Source organism: Brevibacillus sp., assembly GCF_003521185.1.
In the GTDB taxonomy this organism is placed as follows: domain Bacteria; phylum Bacillota; class Bacilli; order Brevibacillales; family Brevibacillaceae; genus Brevibacillus; species Brevibacillus parabrevis.
On the sequence record NZ_DOTK01000065.1, the window covers coordinates 14,248 to 34,604 of the forward strand.

The window sequence follows — 20,357 nt, forward strand, 5'->3', positions numbered from 1 at the left end:
GCCTTTGGCTCGATTTGTCCATTATCGTGAAGGCGTCTCACCGAGGACGTGCTGCCAAATAAATTGGGCGACACCATCTTCATTGTGATGTGGTGCGGTGTATTTGGCGATCTCCTTGATCTTGGACGAGGCATTTTCCATCGCCACCGAATAGCCAGCCTCGGTCAGTGCCTCCCGATCATTTTCCGCATCGCCAAAAGCCATCACTTTCTCCGGTGCTATCCCCCATGCTTCGCAAAAATACAGCAGCCCTGCCCATTTGGAAACACCGTGCGAATTGATTTCAATGTTGTGCTGCCCGGATGAAGTAATCGAAATCTGCTCTTGCCATGGGGCAAACTGATCGGCACTCCACTTCAGGCGCTCCTGATTGTTGTCCCAAACAAAAAACTTCACAATCTCCACTTCGCCAGTCTCGATTTTTGCCAACATTTCCTCAAGCGGCGCCACGCGCGCAAGCCTGTAAAAGGCGAACTGCCGCATGGAAACTCCTTCGAGCGATGCATCCTGCTCAATGATCGCCTCCAGACGATCCCGATCCTCCTGCACCATCCAGCGATTGCTGTTTGTATCGTGCATTTCGTAGTAAACCGGCTCTTGTCTCAGCCCATGAATCGCACCGATCACCAGTTCTTTTGCCAAGGAGTAGCGGCGGACCAGTGTGCCGTCTTTTTCGTAAAGGGCCGCCCCGTTGCTACACACGTAACCATCGAACGGAAACGAATCAATCGGGATTTGTGCGGAACCAAACATCCTTCCTGTCGACAGCACCAGCTTGCAGCCTTTTTCCTGCAGCTTGAACAGTGCTTCCCTGTTTCCCTCGCTCATTTGTGATGCCTCATTCAACAATGTACCATCCATATCAAATGCTGCCATCCCCGGTGTAAGTAGCATCATTTCTCCTCCTCCACTGATTCGGTTGACTATGCTATATGTTGGGCTAGACAAATGCCCCTTGTCCCTTTATGAAGAAAAGAGGCACCTGAGGCGCCTCTTATTGTTTCGGTTCTTCGTTTGTTTCTTCTTGTTTTGGTTGAATGTTCACGACCACATCATTGTTTTCCTGATTAGCCGGATCGTTGTCCATTTTTCCCGTTTCGATCAATTGCTTGATCTGCTCAGCATCAAGTGTCTCTACGCGCAGCAATGTGTTAGCAATCAGATCCAGCTGATCGCGGTGCTTGGTCAGCAGTTCTGTACACTTGGCGTAGCATTCGTTGATGATGTTTTGCATTTCAAGATCGATCTCGTACGCGATTTTGTCCGAGTAGTTGCGCTCGTTGCCATAATCGCGGCCCAGGAACACCTGTCCTTGGCTTTTACCGAATTGCATCGGACCGAGCTTGCTCATTCCGTATTCGGTAATCATGCTGCGAGCAATTGCTGTCGCACGCTGGAAGTCATTGTGCGCCCCGGTACTGATATCCCCGAGCACCAATTCCTCAGCCACTCGTCCACCCAGCAGGCCGACGATTTTGTCGAGCAAATCGCTTTTGGTTGCAAAGAAACGGTCTTCTTTTGGCAGCATCACTGTGTATCCGCCAGCCTGGCCGCGCGGAATGATTGTTACCTTATGTACCATTTCTGCATTTCTCAAATGATAGCCGATAATCGTGTGACCAGCTTCGTGGAACGCAACCAGGCGTCTTTCGTCTTCGCTGACTACGCGAGACTTTTTCGCCGGACCAGCAATAACGCGGTCGATGGCTTCGTCTACTTCCTTCATGCTGATTTGCTTTTTGTTTTTGCGGGCAGTGAGAAGAGCTGCTTCGTTCAGCAAGTTCTCCAAATCTGCACCAGTGAAGCCCGAAGTACCACGGGCAATCACATCGAGCTTCACGTCTTCGCCAAGCGGCTTGTTGCGGGCATGAACCTTGAGCACCGCTTCACGGCCCTTGATGTCAGGACGATCCACTGTGATTTGACGGTCAAAACGTCCTGGACGCAAAAGCGCCGGGTCGAGAATGTCAGGTCGGTTGGTCGCAGCTACCATGATGATACCTTCGTTGCCGCCGAACCCGTCCATCTCTACGAGCAACTGGTTGAGAGTTTGCTCGCGCTCGTCATGACCACCGCCGAGTCCAGCACCACGCTGGCGACCTACGGCGTCAATCTCATCGATAAAGATAATGCACGGAGCATTTTTCTTCGCGTTTTCAAACAGGTCACGCACGCGGGATGCACCGACCCCGACGAACATTTCCACGAAGTCAGAACCGGAAATGCTGAAGAACGGAACGCCTGCTTCACCAGCGACAGCGCGGGCGAGCAATGTTTTACCCGTACCTGGAGGGCCTACAAGCAGAACCCCTTTCGGAATACGAGCGCCAACAGCGTTAAATTTGCGCGGGTCTTTCAGGAACTCAACAACTTCCTCCAGCTCCGCTTTTTCTTCATCTGCACCCGCTACATCGTCAAACGTAACGCGCTTCTTCTCTTCGTTGTACAGCTTCGCGCGGCTTTTTCCGAAGTTCATGACTCGGCTTCCGCCACCCTGAGCGTTGTTCAGAAGGAAGAAAAACAGGATGAAAATGATGACAAAAGGAATGATCGAGGTCAGGAACGTGAGCCAAATGCTGTTGCCCTCCGCTGGATTGAACTCTACCTTTTTCAGTTTTTGATCATCAATTTTCGTCTCCACAAGTTTTACAACATCGGAGTCGTACAAAGGAACGTTGGTAAAAAATTTGTTGCTTTCCTGTCCCGGAATAGCTTTAGCCAGTGTACCCTCTACCCTGTATGTGCCATTTTCAGGGCGCATGGATAGCTCTGTAACATTGTCAGCCTTCAGCTGTACCCGGAAATCCTGATATGTAAGTTTCCCAACCTTATCAGTACCGGAGAGGATGAAATTCACGATCCCGACCGTGACAAGAAAAATCAGTAGGTAGAACCCGGTATTACGAAAAAAGCGATTCATTCCTTACCTCCTCTCACGAACAGACACTTTTCACATTTTATCATATTTTGCAGGGTCTCCACAACAAAGCTACTTCGTGTAGACTTCAGGTTTCAACACCCCGATATACGGCAAATTACGATAGTGCTCGGCATAGTCCAAGCCGTATCCAACAACAAATTCGTCAGGAATATCGTAACCGCTGTAATCCGGTGAAATATCCACCTTGCGACGCTCTGGCTTGTTGAGAAGTGTGACCACTTTCACAGAGGCAGCTTCGCGATGGCGAAGCAGCTCTACCAGCCGGCTCAATGTCAGTCCGCTATCCATGATGTCTTCTACTACCAGCACGTGTCTGTTTTGCACGGAAGTATCGAGGTCCTTGAGGATTTTCACCATGCCGGATGACTCTGTTCCGCTGCCATAGCTGGAAACCGCCATGAAGTCCATTTCGCATGGAATGTTCATGTGACGGATCAGGTCAGCCATGAAAACAACCGCGCCTTTCAGTACGCAAATCACCAACGGATTTTTGCCCTGATATTCGGCAGCCAGTGTTTCGCCCAGCTCCTTTACCTTTCCTGCAATATCTTCTTCTGATAGCAAAATCTTCTCGATGTCTTGATTCATGAAAAAACCTCCCGCCAATCTTCTCCAAACTCAACCCGCACGTGTAGAAAACGCCTGGTCTGTCCATTTACAGGCGCTACGGCGGAACGGCGCACACCTGGTACCAAAATCACCTCATCGCCCGCCGTCAAAAGCGGAAGTTTGTCCCGCCATGCTCGCGGAAATTTGGCATCAATTAGTAGATCCTTCAGCTTCTTTCCAGTTGCAGAGCCAAACAGGGTGAGACGATCTCCTGATCTCCGGTTGCGCAAATAAAGCGCTCCCGGGAGCTGATCGGCGTCGAAAACCGCTTCATTTTCAGGGAGTCGTCCCCAATCCATGGGACTTTCAAGGTATGAAATATGTACCGTGGCATTGCTCTCGTCGATCCGGGTCACCCCTGGAACTGCGAGTTCGTAACTATAGGTATGTATGCTGTCTTGCCGCTTTCTACGACTAAAAAGGATTCGTCCGTACATCCGGCTTACGACCAGTTTGTCGGGCAAATGAACTTCCGCAGAAGGGCGACTTCCCCCTAGCATGTGCAAAACGGTCTCCACATGCTGCGAAGACCATTCGGTATGTTTTGAGAGATAACTTAATATTAGAGTAATCATTCTCCTTTGTAAAGCAACGTCACAAGTTTGAAACTTGTCTTTGTCAATGACAAATGCTTCCTGTTTCTTTTCGATCACAGCCTCGTCCAGACGCTCGCGAGCCAGCCTGGTCAAAAACGCCTCATCCTGCGAAACCGCGCCTGCCAAATCAAGAATATGCTCGCGGTACTTCTCGTTTACCTGAGCCAAGAGCGGCATCACATCCAGACGCAGCAAATTGCGCTTGTACTTGCGCGAACGATTGCTGCTGTCCTCTCGTGGAGCAAGACCATTTTCCTGGCAATAGGCTTCCAGTTCCTGACGCGTTTTATGCAACAGCGGACGCACCAGTTCAATCCCAGTATCTTCCAGCATGCGACGCTGCGGCATGCCAGCCAGTCCTTGCAACCTGCTGCCGCGCACGAGACGGAACAAAATCGTCTCCACCTGGTCATCGGCATGATGCGCCAACGCCAGCTTGGTTGCCTGATGAGCAATGCCTACTTCGCGATAAAAGCGGTAGCGAAGCTCGCGGCTTGCCTCCTGGCCTCCCTTCCCCGTCTTTTTCATATAGGAAGGGACATCGTACTCAAACAGGTGAAAAGACACGCCAAGCTCGCTGCACAACGCTTCTGCGTACTGTGCATCCAGCCTGGCCTCCTCTCCGCGGAAGCCGTGATTCAAATGAACGGCATGCAGCTTCCAGCCGTATTGATAGTGTTGATTTAGAGAAGCCAATATATGCAAAAGAGCTGTAGAATCATTGCCGCCGGAAATTCCGACGACAACCGTTTCTCCGGGGAGAAGGAGCCTTAGAGCCTCAATCTCGTTGCGTACGCTTTCCAGCATAACGGGCTCCTTTCCAAATCGTCACGACGGAAATACCAAAAATAAGTCCGGATGCAATCGCCCCAGCCACCATCAACGTCTTGGTAGCCAGCGTGATTCCCTCCACGTAGTTGTTGTTCACGAAAGCCAGCATGGATTTGTAGGCCAGCGAACCGGGAACGAGCGGAATAATGCCCGCGACGCTAAAGTTGGTCGAGGGAACACGGAGCAAAATCGATAAAAACTGGCTGAGCAACGAGACGATCGCTGCGGAAACAAATGTCGACAGCAGCACTTCCGCCCCCCAGATCGGCAAAAGCGAAAACACGCAAAATCCGACCATCCCGGCCAAGCCACCGGCCAAAATCGTGCGAACCGGGACGTTAAACAGCACGCACCACGCCATTGATGAGAAGAAGCTCAGCGCCAAACCTTGAACAAACATACTTACTCACCTCAACCAGAGAATAATCGCTGTGGCTACCGCTACGGAGACGGCCGTCAACATGGCCTCGACTCCCCGGGAAACACCCGCAACCAGATCACCTGCCAACAAATCCCGCAGCGAGTTGGTGATCGCAATCCCTGGGAACAATGGAAGCATGGCACCGATAATGATGATGCTAATGTGCAGCTGTGGGAAAAGGGCTACAGCCAGCAAGGCAAACAGCCCGCCCAGCAAAGCAGCCGTAAATTCGGTAAAAAACTTCATTCGAACAAACTGTTCCAAATATTCGAGGCTCAGATTGACGATCAGTCCAGCCAGCGCCGACGGGACGAGATCAAACCATGTACCTCCGGCAAGCATGGCAAAGGAGCCGCTGGCGATGGCTGCTGCCATATGCTGCATCCACTTCGGATAAATCGGCTTTTCCTGGTCGATTTCACGCAGCCTTCGATACGCTTGCTCCAAGGTGATCTTCCCGCTGACAAAGCGCCGGGATACGTCGTTTACAAGTGTGATTTTATTCAAATTGGTGGTTCGCTTTGGCGTTCGGACCATGCGGGTATGATCCAGCCCGCTACACCGAAAAGACAAAATGATGCTCGTAGGTGTAGCCGAGCTGTTGACGTCATCCATCCCCGCAGCCACGGCAATCAAAGCCATCGTCTCTTCCGTCCTGTATGTTTCACCACCATTTTTCAATATGATTGAGCCTGCCAACAAGCAAGTATCCATCACCAAATCCGAGGACACAAACCGTCACATCCTTCACATGAACCATGCATAATACAAAGTTCCAGCCAATAGCAGCAAAGAGGCGACAAACAAGCCGCTTATGCCTCCCCCGACTTTGCCTGGCTTCGGCGCCTTTTTTCGCGGCTGCGCGACAGTGCGCTCCCGCAGGACTGTCAAAAGCTCCGCTCTCATCTCGCCCGCCGAGGCAAACTTCCCGTGAAAAGCCTTTAACAAAGGCACTCGGTAAGGGTACAGGCTGTCACTTTTCCGTATTATATCACAGAGCAAACCCGTATGACGCGGTTCACTAAGGCTGCTTTTCCACAACTCTTTTCCAACGGTCAAACGCACCATGATCACAGCTGCACAGAACAAGTCGTAGCCTGTGTCGGCCTTTCGATCGCCGGCATGCCAAAAGGCGCGATCGTACTCTTCCGTGAATTGGCGAACGGCACTTCCTTGCTTGGTAACACCGCCAAAATCAATCAGCCGGACGGTTTTGTCCGTCTGGCTCACCATGATGTTCTCCGGTTTCAAATCACCGAACGTGTAGCCGTGCTTGTGCAGCACATCGAGCCGGGCTAACAGCTGCACGATCAGGACAGGCACCCATTCCGTCCCTGCCTGCTGGATATAGCGATCCAGCTGTTCGCCCTCCAGGTACTCCATGGCATAAAACGTACACGCTTTTCCGTTGACGACCAGGTCGTCCACATCACAGAGGAGCGGTCCCACTTTGGAATCCCGCCCCTGTTGTACGCTTTTCAACACGTTCACTTCCATTAAAATGTCCATACCTTCCACGCCTACCTTGACAGCACGGCGCACACCGTCCTGGGAGACGAGGTAAACGGTTCCGTTCGCACCACGCCCCAACTCCCGCAGAACGTGGTACGACTTCCGATTCCACTTGCCCTGAAAATACTTGGGCAGATCTGGAGTAGCTGCCTTAGAAGACATGGTCGCGCAGACTTCCGTTCATGTCGTCGTTTTCTTCTTCGTCTGTATAGCGATCTTTCAGCGTGCTTGGGAGTTTATCCTGCTCAAACAAAGCAATCGCTTCAACGATCGCAGGCCCGGTCGGCGTAATGCCGCTCATTGCCAGATCACTGGTCAACTGATGAGCCTGCTGTACTTTTTCTGTCCAAGGAATGCGTATATCCAAATGCTTTTGTTTCCCAGGAAATGAGCCGACAGCCATTCTGCTTTGTCCACTTCGGGAGTGCAAGCTAATGCTAAAATCGTGGATCGCTTGCTGAACGGCAGACAGTTTTGGCTTCATACTGCCGGATGTATCGACAAGCATCACGACATTCAGACTGCTTTTTTCGCCCAGATCGTCGACCATGCCTGCTACTTGAACGCGTTTGTCCGGGGCCAGTTCATCTATTCCGGAATCGCCCAAAATCTCTTTCAATTCTTTATTGACCACTTGATGGATGGTTCTTGTCATCGCCTTGCGCGTCAACATTTGGACTGTTTGCGCCAATTGCTGCGGATAGACGATATCGCAAAGCCCTCCTCCCGCCTCGGCGATATCGCGGATTTCCCGCTCCCCTTTTTCGCCAAGCTCGCTTTTGTCAATGACTCCGATCACGTTGACCGTGATTCCTTGCTCACGCGCCAGTGCTGCTGCGGCAACCGGGCTTATTCCCGAATTGGAGCAGCCGTCTGTTACTACGAGAATTTGACGAAGTGTCGCTTCTTTCACAAATAATCTCCCCATTCAGCCTGTTTTAGCAACAGTATCGCCGCGCTGATGGGAAAACATACTCCCTAGCTTACAATCCGTGGCCGTTCCAGCTTCTCCATCCCGTGTACCTGGATCGCTGACCATTGCGGAACGAACCGATCAATCCGCGCCACGAGTACCGTCATGTCATCCACGATTTTCCCGGAATGCTGACGAATGACTTTTTCCAGGAGCAGGTCGGCTACTTCTTGCGGATCATCTGTTTCCAGCTCGCTGATGATCCGCTTCATCCACGCCTGCCTGTTTTCGATATGGCGGGGAGCCTCGTAGATGCCATCGGACATCATGACCAAAAGATCGCCTGGCTTGAGCATTCTCGACACGACATCGACCTCGATTTCTTCCAAAATGCCCACGGGCAAGTTGTTGGCTGTAATCGTGATGACGTCGTTTTTTCGTTTGACGAAGCTCGGTGTCGAACCGATTTTGATAAACCGGGTATGCGCCGTCTGCAAGTCAATCAACGCCAGATCAACGGTGGCGAACATTTCATCTGTAGAGCGCAAGGCCAGGATAGAATTGACGGTCTTGATCGAAATTTTTTCGTCCATGCCGGAGCGAAGCAGTTGCTGGAGCATGTCGAGGGCAGACTGGCTTTCCAGAAAAGCCCGTTCCCCATTGCCCATGCCGTCGCTGATCGCCAGCGCCATTTTGCCATTGCCCAAATCCATCGTGCGGAAGCTGTCTCCAGACAAGAGCTTGCCATCTTTCGCTGCGCCAGCGACGCCGATTTCGATTTCAAACGTTTTGGCGGAGGCAAGGCACATCGTGCAAGAGCCGTCTTTTTGCGCTTCGCATTGACGCTCGCGAACCACGATGTTCTCGCCCAAAATTTCCGTCAGCATCGGAGCGACGATTTTCCCGCATTCATCATGTCCAAAGCAAGTCGGCTGACTGATTTCGATATCGACCTTGCCTTCTTCCAGGCTGTGAATTTCGACCCGGCGAACCGATAGCCCCAATCCTTCCAGCGCTTTGGAAACTTGCTTTTCCTGAAAAGACAGCTCCATGCCTTCCCGCTGAATTTCGCGGGCAAAATCGCTCATGACCCGGGAAACTCCCGACAGTTGGTCAGCTACCAACTTGCGGCTCTCCTTCACCTGTTTTTTCAACTGGTCAAAAGCTTGCTGACGGTCGTACTCTTGTTCCATGACCGTCATCACCTTTTCTGTCTTGACGCACTTTCGCTCCCAGTCGCGTGGCGGAGTGACACCCGCGAGCGTGCCATTTTCGTACACTTTTTCCATCAGGTAGCGCATGCCTTGATACGTAGCTTGCGTGTCCTTTTCCCAGCATTGTTCTTTTTTCCAGCACTTTTGGCACGTAAATTCGGACACCCGGCTGAGAAAGGCATCGGCTTGTTCCTCGATCTCCTCCTGATCTGCGGTTTGGGCAAAGCTGCGGGACAATTGGGTAAACAAATCGGAGAACTGTTGAATTTTGCCCGCCGTCACATCGCGGACTCTGCGCATATATTCCTGATGAGATTGCAAATTTTCGGGGGTACCCGGAATAAATCTGGCTACTTTTTTCCAAAGTACAGCAGGGGTGAGAATGAAGCAGACAATCGCCAGGGAAGTTTCAATCAAGGAGTAGTAAAGCGTCTCTTCCGCCCCGCCGTAAATAGCCAGGATCGCTGTTCCGATCAGCAGACCTGCGGAAACGCCTACTTTTCCGCCTTCTTTCAGCAGTCCTGCCAAAAGACCTGAAAAGGCCAGCAAATTGATTTGCAGAAGGGCACTTACATTTGCCAAACTGAGGATAAGACCAGTTACGACGCCAACCGCTGCACCAACGGTTCCACCGCCGACGAAGGCGAAGACGAGCAGCAAATAGCGAGAGAGTACGTGTTCCATCGAGATGCCTTCGACCATCCAGTCCACTGTACCTGTCATCACAGAGGCGAGCAGGATGACGAGCGACACGATTTCCTCGTTTTTCAGCGGCTCATAGGGCTTGGCCAAATGAATGATCGAAAGCGACTGGATGAAGATGAGCGTTAGCACGAAGCCGAGTACAGCTTCTACAGCCACCATGATCAGCTCGTACGTATTTACCTGATTGGTAAGCACCGCGTACAAGAGCCGACTGACAAAGATCGTGACGACCACGAGCAGCGGAGTGCGCGAAAAATCTTTGCGCCGCAGCCGCTCCATCATTTTGCATGTAAACAGAGCGAGGACGATGCTGAGGATCGTCTGTAGCCCGATCGGCACCGATTGGGTAAAAGCCCCGAGAATCAGCGCCAATCCGGTAACGAGCAGGCAGTCTCTGCGAATATAGAACATGACGATAAAATACGGTATAGCAAAAGGCGTCAGCTCTTCCAAGATCAAGGCCCGCCCGAGCAAAAACCCCATCAAAAGTGGAAGCACATTCCATCTGCGTACGGCATCAGCGACTTTGTCTCCCCATGTTCGTGCGGTCGTATCCATTCGTTCTGACACTTGGCGCGCCCATGCTTGCCCAGCTTGGGTCACATTTTTGTTTGCGATCATTTTAGCTCCACCCCGTTCTTGTTCAATGTGTTTCTCCATTATACGGAGGTGGTATTGTAAAATTTGTCAAAAAACCAGCGAATATTCACAGAATCGTGCGACAAATAAACCTGCGAATTTGGACAAAAAAAACCGACGTTATGGCGGATAACGTCGGCTGACAGGTGATTCGCGCTTTGCGAAACGGGCTTACGATACCTTATTCGTCACTACTTCAAAATGACCTTCCTCTTTTTTCTGTCAAACTGTGCTTTTAACAAAGAAAGAAAAGTCATAATTTTCCGATCAATATTCACCGGCCACGTCCCTTTTTATCTCCGCTCTTTTTCAGAGAGGACTGGCGGTCTTCGCTTTCTTTGAGGAAGCGATTGAGCTTATCTTCAAAGCCTTCTGTGCGTTCCCGCTGTTGGCGGGGCTGGCGCTCTTTTTCCTGCGCCTTTTTGATAGACAGCCCGATCTTGCCTTCCTTCACACTGAGGACTTTTACCGTTACGATATCGCCGATTTTCAAAAATTGGTGAATATCTTTCACATATACGTCGGCAACTTCACTGATATGCACCAGTCCGGTCACATTTCCAGGCAACTCTACAAACGCGCCAAATTTCGTGATGCCAGTGACTTTTCCTTCCAGTTTGCTCCCGATCTCGACTCCCATGTACGTGGAAAGCCTCCCTCTCCTAGAAGATCACACTGTGAGCTTATTCCGGAATCACGTAAATGCTCTCGCCCTGCTTGGTGTAGTAAATTCGTTTGCGCGCCAGCTCGGCCAAATATTCCTGGTCGTTCAAGCGGCTTGCCTCATACGTCAGTTCCTCTTCCTTTTGCTTCAAGACAACCGATTCCTGCTTGAGTGCTTCCAGTTCGCTGCTCTTTTCAGCCAACACTCCGCTCTGCAAGTAGAGTGTATAGCCAGTCCAGACGAAAAAGCACAGGATAAAAAAGAAAAAGAGCCGCATTCTTCGTCTTTGTCCTTTTCGATTGGTTGGAGAGGTCGTTGCCTGTTTCATCATTTCGCCACCTCGGATTACTCCCGCTTTCTCTTTGAGTGAAACCAATTCTTCCAATTGGTCCAGATTCCTGTTGTTTTTCCGAACATTTTTTTCCCCAAATGTTGACCCCATTTGGCAAAAGGAGAGATGACAAAACGTGTCACTTTCCACAAAAAGCCGAGGATCATGAGCAACATGGAATAAAAAAATGCCAGCACCATCAGGATCACTCGGTAAATAAAGAGCACGGGACGTACAACCAGGGTATCAATAATTTGTATGACCGTTCGGTATAACCACTGACAAAATTTTATCATGCGGTTTAAAAAAAGGATATACTTCTTACTTCCTAATAAAAAATACAGCCACGCACCGAAAATCATTCCAAAAAAGATGGGAAAACGAATTATCCCGTCGTTTACTTTTACTAAAATCCAGAAAACGGCTCCCATACTGCCAACCCAAAACAGGACATCAAAGAAGAAGACCAGCCAGAGCGGCATCCTGCTCTTCCCTTTGAACACATGATACGTATCAAATCCCATTCCCATAAGAGCCCCGCACGTCGACATGGCCAAAACCGTCTGCAACTGAAGGATGATGTTCACTTGAACAACTTGCCGAAGAATCCTCTCGACCGATCTCCGGCCTGACCTTGTTCCAGATACGCCATTTCGTGAACCAGGCCCTCGATCGCCACTTCTCCGGTTTCCAGACTCAAATTTTTCATATGCAGGTTTTGGCCTCGTATGGTTAAAAAGCCGCCGTCCGTTTCCAAGAGGAATTCTTCACTGTCAAAGCTTTCGACGTTTTTTACTCCCGAAATCGCTAAACTGCGTCGATTGATCATCACGATTTCGTGGCGCGGCCGCTTCGTGTGGTCGTTCATGATTACTCCCCCCTAACGTACCCTTCTTGTACCATCGTATGGAGGGGGATGTCCTTTTAGAACAAAAAAACCCCGCTGACCTGCGGGGTTGCTTTTGCCACTCTTATTTGTACACGGTATAGTTGCCGTTCACATAAATGATTTTGTAGCCGGTACGATCGGCAATCGTCTTGAGCGGCAAGGTAGGAATGTTGTTTTTCAACTGAACCGCTGCCGGCAAGGTAACGTTTTGTCCGTTGACGTTCACGATGTTGGAGCCGACCTTGAACTGCATCACCGTGTTGCCGCTGACGACTTTTGCTGTCGTTTTCGTGTAGCTGACCGAGAAGCCGAGAGCATCGCGGAAAAATGTAGTCGGCATGAGCGTGTTGCCGTTTACTGTATACGGAGCAACGGCCAGTTTTGTCGTTTTGCCTGCTTTCGTGAAGGTCGCGACGTTCGCCTTGAAGCTCACACCGTTCAGAGCCACTACATTGGCAGGACGGGCGAACAGCAAGCCCTTCTCTTCAGAGGTATAGACGCCGATGCTGTAGACGCCCGGCGTACCCGGATTTACAATCCCCGCCGATTCAGCCACGTTGACTTGCACCGCAGCACGCGCCGGGATGTCTGTGGAAGGCACGATGATCAGATTTTGTCCGCGCGCGCCTACGTAATTGGCTGCCACGCCGTTCACGGTTACTGTATTTGTTGGCACATAAGCTGGCACCTTGAAGCCGACAGGAAGAACCACTTCAATAAAGCCCTGGCTGCGGACAATCGGAGCGCCCAGTGCTTTGATGCCAATCTGCAATCCGGCCGGAGTCGATGCGGTAGCTCTGGTAAGCCCGATCGTAGCCTGCGTGTTGTCTACAGGAACAGGGGCAACTACGCCGCTAATTTGAAAATCTTTGGACTTGTATGTTTTGTTATCGACTTTTGCCGTAATCGTGTAGCTCCCTGCGGATTTCGGGTTGACCAGATAGCCGTCGTACGCGAATTTGACACTCAGGCGATTCGAGCTGGAAAAGCCGCTGGGCGTGCGAAATGACACCTTGTTCCCGTTCACGCTAAGTCCCGTCACCTGATCGCCGTTGACGGTCACATTGGAGCTGGAGAGAACAGGCGGCACCATTCCCCACTCAGGGAACTCGACCTGAATATCCGAATTGCTGTACAGCTTGCTGGACAAATCGAAATCAAGCGTATAGCTGCTTCTCGCTCCCACGGAGCTATCAGACAAGGAAACTGAGAAAGGCGTGCTGCTGGCGCCTGAGATTTCCACGTCCTTGGATTTGTACTTTTTACTGTCGTACTCCAATGTGTAATAGTAGGACTTGCCAGGATCGGACGGATTCACAATGCCTGCCGATGAGCTGAACTCCAGTTTGATATAGTTGTCTCCGTCAGCACCGCTCGGCACTTCGATTCGCACGGTATCGCTGTCGATTATCGTCACGTAATCAGCCTTGTAACCGTTGACCTTTACATCGGACTTGCTGATGCTTTTCGGCAGCATGTCTCTCGTTGGGAAGTCTACATAAATGTATTTGCCCTCTTTGAGCTTGCTTTTGGAAGCCAGAGTGAATTTGCCGAGCGTCAGCGAAATGCTTTCTTCTGCATTTTTGTTGCTGTGAGAAGCTTCGAAATCCCCCTTGCTGCTACTGCTGCTGGAAGAGGACTTGCCAATCGAGATTTTTTTGCTTTTATAGGTACTTTCGCTGCTTGTTTTGACCTCTATGGAATAGCTGCCCTTATCATCGGGGTTGGTGATGTTATCGATTTCCACAGTCACTACGGAGCCTTTTTTAATGCGATCCCCGATTTCGATTTCCACCACGTTTTTACTTACAGATACGCTGTCAATCGTAACCTTGTCGCCGTCATCCTTAACCGAAACGTCGGATTTTTTCAGCTTTTTGTCTACGGAATAGTCAGAAGGGAACCGAACGTAGATCGTGTCGCCTGATTTCAGTTCCTTGTCGATTTCAAACTCAATCGTATATTCCGTTTCTTCTTCCGCACCTGTATCATCTGCTGAAACCTCTTCGATGGAAAGAGCTTGAGCAGCTTTTGGCTCCATCACAAACGGACTTGTTAGCACCGTAGTCGCCAGCAGGACAGAGATCCCTTTCTTCGCGCTTTTGTTCAACGGTAACGCCTCCTTCTCCTCTGAAAAACTTCCCCGAACGGGGTGGCGATTCGCTCGCCGTTTTTCCAATATGGATGTGACCGCAAGCGGCCTGCAGCACAAAATCAAACCCTGCGCTGCAATTCCTTCTATGATAGGAAAAGTAAGGCAAGAAAGGGTTACAGACTGGTAACGAATGACTTAACCCACAGTTTTGAAAAATCAATCCAGCCAAAAGAATCCAGCGTGATCCCTTGCAGAGCCGGATGATAGCGGTCAATGCGCCTTGCATGGTGAATAAATAAAATCCACAACTCATCTCTCAGCATGTCCTCGATGCGTGCCAAAGCTTCCAGGCGCTCCTCCTGCTGTTCCAAACCGAACACCCCAGCCAATTGCCTGTTCACAATCTCCCGCTTTTTGTCATCGAGGAAACGGTACACCATCGTGCATTTATTTTTGTAGATTTCAATCAAGCCCAGCTCAATATCGCGTTGCAGCACTTCTCCCATCATGCACATATCCGCATGTTTTTCAGCAAAGTCGGACAACGTCTCGGCTTTCGTCGCGCTCCTCGCTTCAAGCCGGATACCGATTTGCTCACATCTTTGCCGCAGCCATTCCGCCTCCTCGCCATATTGTTTTCCTTCCCCGTACAAAAGAACAACCGTCTCTCCCTGGTAGGCGCTTTTTTGCAAACAAGCTGCCGCCTCTTCTATCGTTGATGATTGAAAAGTCATTTGCTGGCTTCGGGACGGGAGGAAGCTGCCTGCGGGAGATCGGTTTTGTGTTCTCAGCTTTTCGATCATCTGAACGGGATCGAGCAGATGCTTGATTGCCTGCCGAAAATAGAAGTCATGCTGAATGCCTGGTTTGTTAAAGTTGAAGCTCAAGTAATAACAACCGATCTCTTGAAACTCGATGTTGTTGCCGCCATCGCCATCGCCTTGCAAAACTGTTGAGGACGACACTGTCTGCTCTGTCTGCTCCGGCAACTGGTACCGCATCTTCGTCTGTTCCGCGCCCGATACCCGCCAAATTTCTACCCGATCCAATATCGCTCTCTCCCGGTAATAGTCTTCGAAAGCGCCAAGCACCAGCTTGTCCTCGGTAAATTCCAGCATGCGAAACGGCCCCGTTCCTACTATCGCACGCTCGGAAAACGGCACATCATGCGGCAAAACCGACAGTGCGATAGACGCGGCATAATGCAGGAAAAATCCGTTCGGCTCCCGCAAATGAAAGATGACCGTGCAATCGTCAGGGTGCTCGATGCTCACGATGTCCTCGACCTGCCAGCGATAAGGCGAGTCGAGGTCGACGAGGCGCTGAATCGTATAGGCGACATCTTTTCCCGTAAACACGCGCCCATGGTGAAACCGCACGCCTTTGCGCAAATAAAACGTCCAAGTCCGCTTCTCCTGATCGCTTTCCCAGGCGTAGGCTAGTTGAGGCTGAAAGGACTGGGAAGCAGGATTGAAAATAATGAGTGTATGGCAAATTTGTTGAATAAAGTGACTCTCCGCCGATACAGCAACAAATGCCGGATCAAGAGTCGAAAGCACGCGCTCCCGCGGAATGCGCAGAACATCCTGGCGTCTGCTCTCGCCTTCCTCTGCGACAAAGCCAAATTGAGCGTCCCACACTTCCTGCAAGCAGCGCCGGACGTTTACAGGCAAGCTTTTATGCTGTAAAAGCTCCACCGCCTCCCGAACGTTTCCTTGTGAAAGCAGCTCGTGAAAGGAATCGGTCAAAAACTGGCTGACATCACAAAGAATCGTCAGCGTAGAATGGTTGCCTCTGCCCACGCCCGGCTGCCATCTCAGCAGCCCTTCCCTCTCCCATTTGCGTAAGATCAGCTTCACATTGCGCGGTGTGCAACAAAGCAGCTCCGCTAATTCCGTAATTCCGACCGTCAGCTCTGCCCCCGGCTCCCAAGCGGAAAAACCGAGCAACATTTGCGTAAAGTGTTCATGACTTTTCATGTTCATCCATCCTAAAAGGTGAAATCATTACTGCGATCTTACTCTTTTTCTTCTCCTTTTAACAGCTACAATTTAGTCAAGAAAAAGGAGAGGTGGTCTGCACATGAGTTTGTTTGAACTACACCCGAATATCCGCATTCGCATCGTGACTTCCTTTCTGACGAAACTGGTTGGAAATATGATTTTCCCGTTCATGGCCATCTACTTTTCTGCCAAAATGGGGTTGGCTTTGACAGGGTTTTTGTTAAGTCTGACGTTGCTCACTCAGATTTTGCTCGGTTTTTACGGGGGCTATCTGGCTGATCGCTGGGGCAGAAAAAAAGTAATGGTATACGGTCAATCGGTCCAATGTGCCGCTTTCCTGATCATGACGCTTGCCAATTCACCGTGGCTCGATTCCGCTTGGCTCACTTTTGCCATGATGCTCTTGCAAAGCGCGAGCAATGGGCTGATTAGTCCAGCAGCCGATGCGATGCTGATTGATGTGAGCACCGCGGAAAACCGCACCTTCATGTACAGCATCAATTACTGGGCTTCCAACTTGTCGATTGCGATCGGCTCCGTTCTCGGCGGACTGCTGTTTGCCACGCACCGTTTCGAGCTGTTTATTGCCCTAACCTTGGTCAGTTTGTTCACGCTCTACATGATGTCTGCGCGCATGCAGGAATCGTATTTTCCGCAAAAGGACAGGGCGCAACGAACTCCTTTTGCAGGCGCAAACGTTCTCGTAGATGTCATAAAAAGCTACAGGCAGGTAATAACGGATCGTCGCTTTTTGCTGTACTCGCTGGGAGGTCTGTTTATCTTTTCCCTGGAGTTCCAGACTGCGAACTACGTCGCTGTAAGGCTATCCCACGAGTTCCCGTCCCAAAGCATCTCGCTTTTCGATTGGTTTGCCGTTGAACTGACTGGTCTGAAAATGTTCAGTCTCATTCAGTTGGAAAATACGCTCCTGGTGGTCTTGCTCTCCCTCTTTATCACGAGGCTGATCCGCCATGCGCGAGAAGCTTCTGCCATGTACGTTGGCGGGCTGTTGTACATCGTCGGCTATACGGTAATCCTGTACAGCAATTCCCTTTTCCTGCTGATGGCGGCTATGCTAATCGCCACTTGGGGGGAGCTGATTCACATTCCGACCAGGCAAACCTTTCTCGCCCGGATTGTCCGCGATGACGCCCGCAGTTCCTACATGGCAGTGAACGGCCTTGTGTTTCAGGGCGCCAGAATCATCGGAACGGCTGGAATTACGCTGGGGGCTATTTTCCCTTCCTATCTGATGGCGCTGCTGTTTTTCCTGCTCGGGGTTACGGGCATGTTGATCGTCCGCCATGTCGTATCGCAACTGGAACAGACTCATGTCCCGATGACCCATGCAAAAGAAGCTGCCCGATAATGCTCGGACAGCTTCTTGCTGTTTCTTTTCAAGATGCTTCATCTTTATTCCGACGACAGGCTCTCCAGCAAGGCATCGCCCTTGGCTCCGACTCTGATCGTCGCAAACTTTGCATTTTCCTGTACTTCCAATCCTGTTCCTTCAGGGACAAAATAGCTCTCGATTCCGTACTCAACCTGGCCCCATCCGACTGTTTTCCCATTGATGACGACATCGGACGGATCAGCCGTATAAGGCTTGTTCCAGACGCCTGCTTTTTCATAGTAGCCACTGTAGCCGTACACATTCTGTTCTTGCTTCCGTAATACGACACGGACTTTTTCCCCGGAAGGAAGCTCCTCGTCTGCAAGTGTCGATATGTCGTAGTTCAATCTCACATAATCGCCTTGCAACAGCGAGCGTGGGTCGACTGGCGCCAGCTTCAGCTTGACGGAGGTTCCTTGGGACAAAATCGTCTCGCTGCTGTACACCTGGTAGCCTGCCAAAACAAGTTGAAGCAGCATAATCATCAGCAAAATTAGCGGCCGCTTCGCAAAGACTGGCGACATTATCGGCGTGTCTGACTGTACGCGCCGCTCCAGCCAATAGCTGACGAGGAAAAAGACGATGCTCAAAAGCAGCAGACTCAACGATTTATGCAGCAAGCTCCACAACAGGTCGTAATACTTCATCAGCAAAAAGGCAAACCAGAAGGCGAGAACGATGCCGAAAGCGCTTTTGCTCTTCCTGTGCAAGGTCTGATAAAGCAAATAAGTCGTGAAGACAAAGAACCCGGCTTGAATCAGCAAATTCACGGCAAATGATTCAAAATGAAGCTCGGTCAACGCAAGCAAGGACAGCAAGCCGTAGACGAGGGAGCTGTTTCGCAAGACGGTGGGCAGGCTTCGGACGTAATACATCCCCATTTGGAACACAAACAGGATCAAAAGCACCGTCGTATCCTGCATGAACATGTTGTTCGTAAGCTTGAAATAGAGCACGAGCAGAAAGGCGAGTTGGGTCAAGAGCCGCGCGGGAATGCCAGCTGCCGCCTTCCACACGTAGAGCAAAACGGCGAGGAAGACCACCCAATAATAGCCTTCCAGAAACAGCGAGGAGCCGATTCCGAGCAAATAGCCTATCGTAAGCAATGTATAACGAACCGTTGCATTCATTTTCGGAAGCAACAAAGCCGGGGCAAGAAACCCGAGCAGCGACAGGAAAAAGATAAAATACAACACCGATTCGTCATCGAATACAAGAACGAGCAGCCCGGTCAGCGAGATGGCTCCAATGAATGCGGCAATCGTCGTTACCAGCACCGTAAATGCTTCCTGGAAAAATTGCACCCACTTGCTTTTTTGATGCGCCGATTCCTTGCGCAGCCAGTTGATGCCCACGACCGCCCCCCAGACAAGACCCGCAGCCGCCAACAGCGCCACGAGGAAAAAGCCCTCAGAGTAATACTCAAGCATATACCAGAAAAACTTCGCGAGCAGGAACAAAGACAGCATGGAAGCTGTCGCAATCAGCAGTCCGCGGTTGGGCAGCCATTTCAAAAAGGTTACGAACAGGACGGCTCCGACCAAAAGATACAGAATTTCAGGCAATGCATCGTACACTTCGACAAACGATGAGATGAACAAGCTGACGGAAAAGACGAGAAAGGACAAATAATAGATCGGTTGAGACGGCAGCTTTCGCGTCGACGTCAGCCAAAAAAGCACCATATTGCCAAGTGCGACCAGCCAGAAAATCATGTACCACCATTCGCTCTCGCGCGATACGTGAACGACTGTCGGTTCGAGGAAAAAGATCAGGGCCAGATGCGCCAAAACATAGCTGATCACGTAAAAAGGCTGGTAGCGCGTAAAAATCGCGAAGAGCAGGTTAGGAATCAGCCAGACGACAAACAGCATGTAGCTATCGGCGTGAGAGTTGTAAATCTGCCCTAAAAGAGCGACACAAAGTCCAAATGCCAGACCTCCGGCAACCAGCAGCCAATTGCTGAGGAAAGCATGACGTTTCAACAACACGGACGTGACATAGGATGAGAGATAAAAAAGAACCAATACAGTGACACTGACACCTATTTTCTCCCATCTGTCCAGCATCGGCCAGTTGGAGGCGAAAAAGTAAAACAGGGCTGAAAGCAAAAGTGAAATGGCCAAGAAGTACCCCGTCTGAACTCCCCTTTGTTCCATCTGCACCACCATCCCTTCTGATTTGCTTTCATGTATTTCCATTATATCCTTCTTTTGCAGAAAAAACGTCCTGCGGTTTTGTGCCACCAGCAGCCTTGTCAAAAAAAAGACTGCCGTAATGGCAGTCCAAGTTGCAATCCTGGGCACGTTACCCTTTCAAGTAAGCGTCCTCTTCTTTTTCGTCACGTGGCACGGGAACTTCACCAATGACCGTATAGAGCGACGCTGCTTCTTCTTTGCGCGGATTTTCCTTGATGTCTTCTACTTTTACGGAAACGATCTTTTGTCCGAAACGGATCGCCAGCTTGTCGCCAATTTTCACGTTGCTGGATGCTTTGGCCGGACGATCGTTGATTTCTACCCGAGCTTTGTCGCACACTTCTTTTGCCAGCGTACGGCGCTTGATCAGGCGGGATACTTTCAAATACTTATCCAGTCTCAT

General features: G+C 50.6%; 18 protein-coding genes. 1 reads left to right on the forward strand and 17 read right to left on the reverse strand.

The features are described 5' to 3' along the window. Window positions 1-21: 21 nt before the first annotated feature. The 15 genes from DEP07_RS19430 to DEP07_RS19500 all read right to left on the reverse strand — a co-directional run bounded on the left by DEP07_RS19430 (window position 22) and on the right by DEP07_RS19500 (window position 16,339). Window positions 22-894, reverse strand: a complete 873-nt coding sequence (locus tag DEP07_RS19430) for an HAD family hydrolase (RefSeq protein WP_173599738.1) — start codon at window positions 892-894, stop codon at window positions 22-24. Window positions 895-994: 100 nt separating this feature from the next. Next, window positions 995-2,920: an ATP-dependent zinc metalloprotease FtsH gene (gene ftsH / locus DEP07_RS19435; RefSeq protein WP_122966014.1), complete on the reverse strand. Its 1,926-nt coding sequence runs from the start codon at window positions 2,918-2,920 to the stop codon at window positions 995-997. Between the two features lie 69 nt (window positions 2,921-2,989). Beyond that, a complete protein-coding gene (hpt, locus tag DEP07_RS19440) occupies window positions 2,990-3,529 on the reverse strand; it encodes a hypoxanthine phosphoribosyltransferase (RefSeq protein ID WP_063230345.1) in 540 nt (179 codons plus the stop codon). Continuing rightward, a complete protein-coding gene (gene tilS, locus DEP07_RS19445) occupies window positions 3,526-4,953 on the reverse strand; it encodes a tRNA lysidine(34) synthetase TilS (RefSeq protein WP_122966015.1) in 1,428 nt (475 codons plus the stop codon). Before tilS ends, hpt begins: the two co-directional genes overlap by 4 nt. After that, on the reverse strand, window positions 4,925-5,377 hold the full coding sequence (locus DEP07_RS19450; protein ID WP_063230343.1) for a threonine/serine exporter family protein: 453 nt from the start codon (window positions 5,375-5,377) through the stop codon (window positions 4,925-4,927). Before DEP07_RS19450 ends, tilS begins: the two co-directional genes overlap by 29 nt. A gap of 6 nt (window positions 5,378-5,383) precedes the next feature. Further along, a complete protein-coding gene (locus tag DEP07_RS19455; RefSeq protein WP_122966016.1) occupies window positions 5,384-6,130 on the reverse strand; it encodes a threonine/serine exporter family protein in 747 nt (248 codons plus the stop codon). A 15-nt stretch (window positions 6,131-6,145) separates the two neighbouring features. Then, on the reverse strand, window positions 6,146-7,072 hold the full coding sequence (locus tag DEP07_RS19460) for a serine/threonine protein kinase (RefSeq protein ID WP_122966017.1): 927 nt from the start codon (window positions 7,070-7,072) through the stop codon (window positions 6,146-6,148). Continuing rightward, window positions 7,062-7,823, reverse strand: a complete 762-nt coding sequence (locus DEP07_RS19465) for a vWA domain-containing protein (protein ID WP_122966018.1) — start codon at window positions 7,821-7,823, stop codon at window positions 7,062-7,064. The genes DEP07_RS19460 and DEP07_RS19465 overlap by 11 nt, the downstream gene beginning before the upstream one ends. Window positions 7,824-7,888: 65 nt before the next feature. Then, entirely contained in the window at window positions 7,889-10,363 is a 2,475-nt protein-coding gene (gene spoIIE / locus DEP07_RS19470; protein WP_122966019.1) for a stage II sporulation protein E, read from the reverse strand. Between the two features lie 292 nt (window positions 10,364-10,655). Further along, a complete protein-coding gene (locus tag DEP07_RS19475) occupies window positions 10,656-11,021 on the reverse strand; it encodes a S1 RNA-binding domain-containing protein (RefSeq protein ID WP_063230338.1) in 366 nt (121 codons plus the stop codon). Window positions 11,022-11,064: 43 nt separating this feature from the next. After that, on the reverse strand, window positions 11,065-11,373 hold the full coding sequence (locus tag DEP07_RS19480) for an FtsB family cell division protein (RefSeq protein ID WP_122966020.1): 309 nt from the start codon (window positions 11,371-11,373) through the stop codon (window positions 11,065-11,067). Between the two features lie 17 nt (window positions 11,374-11,390). Next, window positions 11,391-11,963, reverse strand: a complete 573-nt coding sequence (gene yabQ, locus DEP07_RS19485; RefSeq protein WP_173598016.1) for a spore cortex biosynthesis protein YabQ — start codon at window positions 11,961-11,963, stop codon at window positions 11,391-11,393. After that, window positions 11,960-12,244: a sporulation protein YabP gene (gene yabP, locus DEP07_RS19490; RefSeq protein WP_063230335.1), complete on the reverse strand. Its 285-nt coding sequence runs from the start codon at window positions 12,242-12,244 to the stop codon at window positions 11,960-11,962. The genes yabQ and yabP overlap by 4 nt, the downstream gene beginning before the upstream one ends. A gap of 103 nt (window positions 12,245-12,347) precedes the next feature. Beyond that, window positions 12,348-14,375 carry a copper amine oxidase N-terminal domain-containing protein gene (locus DEP07_RS19495; RefSeq protein WP_173599737.1) on the reverse strand — a complete coding sequence of 676 codons (2,028 nt, stop codon included), beginning with the start codon at window positions 14,373-14,375 and terminating at the stop codon, window positions 12,348-12,350. Window positions 14,376-14,533: 158 nt separating this feature from the next. Continuing rightward, window positions 14,534-16,339 (reverse strand): SgrR family transcriptional regulator, encoded by a 1,806-nt coding sequence (locus DEP07_RS19500; RefSeq protein ID WP_173599736.1) that lies wholly within the window; start codon window positions 16,337-16,339, stop codon window positions 14,534-14,536. 103 nt (window positions 16,340-16,442) lie between these two features. Between DEP07_RS19500 and DEP07_RS19505 the strand changes: the two genes are divergently transcribed. After that, window positions 16,443-17,732, forward strand: coding sequence for an MDR family MFS transporter (locus DEP07_RS19505; RefSeq protein ID WP_173599735.1), 1,290 nt, complete (start codon window positions 16,443-16,445; stop codon window positions 17,730-17,732). A gap of 44 nt (window positions 17,733-17,776) precedes the next feature. Here DEP07_RS19505 and DEP07_RS19510 read toward each other — a convergent pair whose 3' ends face one another. Both DEP07_RS19510 and DEP07_RS19515 read right to left on the reverse strand, forming a co-directional pair. After that, complete coding sequence (locus DEP07_RS19510; RefSeq protein ID WP_229049786.1) at window positions 17,777-19,957, reverse strand: GDYXXLXY domain-containing protein; 2,181 nt, start codon at window positions 19,955-19,957, stop codon at window positions 17,777-17,779. A 106-nt stretch (window positions 19,958-20,063) separates the two neighbouring features. Beyond that, window positions 20,064-20,357 carry an RNA-binding S4 domain-containing protein gene (locus tag DEP07_RS19515; protein ID WP_063230333.1) on the reverse strand — a complete coding sequence of 98 codons (294 nt, stop codon included), beginning with the start codon at window positions 20,355-20,357 and terminating at the stop codon, window positions 20,064-20,066.